The sequence below is a fragment of the Nocardia sp. NPDC058497 genome, assembly GCF_042720195.1.
Classification (GTDB): Bacteria; Actinomycetota; Actinomycetes; order Mycobacteriales; family Mycobacteriaceae; genus Nocardia.
In genome coordinates, this window is the sequence record NZ_JBHXMY010000549.1 from 1 (window position 1) to 3908 (window position 3908).

At 67.7% G+C, this 3908-nt stretch carries 2 protein-coding genes; both read right to left on the minus strand.

The window, feature by feature from the left end:
* Positions 1-1186: 1186 nt before the first annotated feature.
* Positions 1187-1699, minus strand: coding sequence for a pyridoxamine 5'-phosphate oxidase family protein (locus ACFWPJ_RS26950; protein ID WP_378855409.1), 513 nt, complete (start codon positions 1697-1699; stop codon positions 1187-1189).
* A 167-nt stretch (positions 1700-1866) separates the two neighbouring features.
* Positions 1867-3908 (minus strand): ATP-binding protein (locus ACFWPJ_RS26955; RefSeq protein WP_378855411.1); only part of this gene is annotated, 2042 nt, incomplete at its 5' end.

The following is a 3908-nucleotide window of genomic DNA, read 5'->3' on the forward strand; positions in this document are numbered from 1 at the left end:
TTGATACCGGCCCGCCCACCCCCCCACCCTCGTTGTTTCGTGTGGGGTGTTGTAACCTATCAAAACCTCGGGCGTCTTTGCGGTGGGGGTTTATTCGCGGGCGGGGGGGGTTTGTACCCCCCCCCGCCCCTGCTTCGTCGGCGACGAATCTACTTACCCGGTGTGGGAGTTCCGCCGCTCACCGTGATCAGTGCCTGAATGAAAGGCAGGGCGGCCTCGCTGAGGCTACCGGCACCGGTCTGCATCAATTCGTAGAGAGAACCCATTATTTACTCCTGGATTTGCTGGTGAATCAGCCCGATGAATCGGGTCTTGCGGGAGAGTGCGCGATTTACGGGAAGAACGCTTCCACCGAGCCGAGGAAGACGGCGAGGAGGCCGTCGCCCTCGGCCGCAGAACCGAGGCCCGCGATCGCCGCCTGCATAATCTCGGTCAGTGAACCCATGATCGATCTCCTTGCGTGGTCGCGACTCGCAGTCTGTGATGCCGGTAACTTATCGCCACTGCCATTGTGTGGCAAGCCGGTGTTTCACACACTGCGATTCGTTCATTTGTTTCTTTCCTGATGGAAGCTGCTCGCCGATTGCCATGGGGTGCAACCGCACTGCATGCGACCTGCGTCTACCGCGACTGTCTGGGACGACAAGTCGATGGGCTGCAGTGAACCTGCTCGTTGCTAGCTGATGCAACAGACCCTAGTTTTGGGGGGATCGTGACGACTCGACCGTCCTCATATTTCGGGCCCGGCAGTGTTCCATCATCATGTTGTATGGCTATCAATGGTGCGCATTGATAGCTCGTGAATGTGCCTCTTCCTTTACGGGAAGAAAGCCTCGACCGAGCCCAGGAATACGGCGAGTAGACCATCGCCCTCGGCTGCGGAACCTATTCCCGCAATGGCGGCCATCATCAACTCGGTCAATGAACCCATGGTGAATCTCCTTGCATGATTGGTAAGCATCCCGCCGGAAAAGAGGGGAACCCACGGCCGGGATGTGGGTAACGTAGCTCTGCTCATTTCCCCCGGCAAGGAAATCGCCCGATTCGCCGAATTCGGCACCACATCCTTCCCAGTGGAAATACTGGCCGGTGTTGGTACCTGTCACAGCGGATCGCGCCGTGACCTGTACGGACATCCAGTCCTGTCAGATCCGACAGTGAACGGCCGCGTTCGCCGAAGGTGCTGTCAATCCCCCTGGAGTGGGTCACGCCAGATGCGCGCCGGAATCCCGCTGACCAGATCGCGCCGCCGCAGCACCTGGATCCGCCACGGAGACAGGCGAAGGACCTGGAAGGCGGGATCGTCCGGGCCCTGCCAGAACTGACCGGGGTCGTAGCCCGCGCCGGGCGGGCTGCCGTGCCGGTACAGGTTCCACACGTGCGCGCGCTCATCCGGATCCTCGGTCCACTCGGCCACGGTGTCGACCGCGACGGTGTTCTGCGCCGGACTCCAATAGGAGAACGTCACATGCGGATTCCCCGCGATATGGGCGGCCTTCACCGGCGTGCGGTAGGTCCCGAGCCAGCCGATCGGCTGCTCGGATTCGGTCTCCCAGACCGGGATCAGCACGCGCGACCTGGGCCGCCCCTTGGCGTCGACGGTGGTCATGGTGGCGTAGTTGATCGAGCCGACGATCGCGTCGAAGTCGGGCTTGATATCGGCGAAGGTGTGGACCTGGGCGCGGGTGCGGTTGCTCACTGCTGCTCCTCGATGCGTGTGGTCACCGAGGGGTCGGGACTGTCGGTCACGGTGTGGTTCATGGGTCCACCGTGACCGGGCGGATTTCGGATGGACTCAGGGTCGACTCGAGGCCGCCGTTCGGCTCGGCGCCTGCCCCGGATGCGGGCCCGCGGTCGCCGCGAGGCTCAGGGTCGAGTCGAAGCGTCGGCGGGGTGCAGCGTGTGTGGGTCGGCTCGGCGCCCTTCGGCGAAGCCGGCCGCGAACTGGTCGGCGCCGATCTCGGCAATGATGCGCGCCTCGATGCGGGCGACATCCCCGCGTTCGGCGTCGGGCAGTGGCGCGCCTGCTGACCGGCGCAGTGTGTCGGCGGCGCCGAGTGACCGGGCGGCGTACCCGGAATCCCCGGCGAGCGAACGCGATCCGGCGAGACCTTCGAGCGCGAGTGCGTGGGCGCGTGGATCGCCGGTGCGCAGCGCGGAGTCCAGCCCGCGCAGCTGCAGCCGTTCGGCTTCGCCTGCGTCGCCGGACAGCTCGGCGGTGAAGCCCAGTTCGGCGAGGATCAGCGCGGCGCCGAAATGCGACCCGGCGCGCAGGTGCCAGTCCAGCCACGCGCCGAGGTGTTCGCGGGCCGCGTGCAGATCGCCGCGGCGGCGGGCGACGAGGCCGAGCCCGAGTACGGCGGCTTCCTCCCCGACGAGATGCCCCTGGGCGACCGCGACCTGACGGGCACGTTCGTGCAGTTCGGCGCTGTGTTCGAGTTCGCCCCGCAGCAACGCGATCCGGCCGAGTGAGGTGAGCCGCTCACCGACTTCGGTCCATAGTCCCAGCTCCTCGGCGGTGCTCAGCGCAGCCCGGTGGTAGTCACGCGCGACGTCGAGGTCGCCGGTGACCTCGGCATGGCTGCCGAGCAGGAATCCCGCGATGCCCTGTCCCCAGCGGTCGCCCACTCGCGCGAACAGGTCCCTGCTTCGTCCGGCGTGCTCGCACAGCCCGGCCAGGTCGCCGCGGGCGAACGCGTCACGAGCCAGCGACACCGAGGCTGCCGCGACACCCCAGTCGTCGGCGTTGCCGGCGAAGGCGTTTCGCAGGTCTGCCGCGTTGTCCATGCCCTGCCGCGCGGCGAACCCGGTGTGGACGTGCGCGAGATACCAACGGGCGCGCAGCTCCGCCGGTGCGAGCCGTTGTGCGGCGGTGGTGCCGCGAGTGTGGCTCGCGCCGCCTGCCGTGTCGACGGTGTGGCCGGCGCCGAGCTCGAGGGCCCTGCGCCACAGCAGGGCGACCCGGCGTGCGGTCGGATCGGTCTCGCCGGGCAGTGCCAATGCGATACCGATGGACCGGATGCCCTCGGCCAGCCGTCCGCGCATCACCCAGTACCACGCCAGCGCGTTGACCAGGCGCAGCGCGTCGGCGGATCGGCCTGCGGCACGGGCGGTTTCGAGTGCGCGGCGCAGGTCGGGCGACTCCGTGTCGAGCCGGGCCAGCCACCGACGCTGATCAGCGGTGCGCAGCTGCTGGTCGGCGCGTTCGGCCAGGTCGAGGTAGTACGCGAGGTGGCGCAGCCGGGTGTCGAATTCCTCACCGCTGTCACGCAATCGGTCGACGCCGTACGCCACGACCGATTTCAGGAGCCGGTAGCGCGGCCGGGCATCGGCGGCGGGCGTGATGATCAGGGATCGGTCGACCAGGCGGGCGAGTAGTTCCGCGACGTCCGACGGGTCCACATCACCGCCCGCGCACACCGCCTCGGCCGACTCCAGCGTGCCGCCGTCCGCGTGCGCCGAAAGTCGCCGCAGCACAGTGCGTTCGGGCTCGTCGAGGAGTTCCCAGCTCCAGTCGATCACCGCGCGCAGCGTGCGCTGCCGGTCCGGTGCGTCCCGGTAACCGGACGAGAGCAGCGTGAACCGATCCTCGATCCGTTCGGCCAGGGCGTGCACGCCCAGCGCGCGGACCCTCGTCGCCGCCAGTTCCAGTGCGAGCGGTACACCGTCGAGGTGGGCGACGATGGCGGCGACCGCGGCGGCGTTGTCGTCGGTGACGGCGAAATCGGGTGCGGCGGAGCGGGCTCGATCGGCGAAAAGCCTTGCGGCAGTGGACTTCTCCACCTCGGCCGCAGTAGCGTCGGCGGCGGGGCCCCGCAGCGGGTGCACCCGCCCCGCGTTGAGCGCCGCCGTCGCCCAGGGGCCCAGACTGGTGCACACTAACAGTGTCGTATAAACAAAATGAGGCG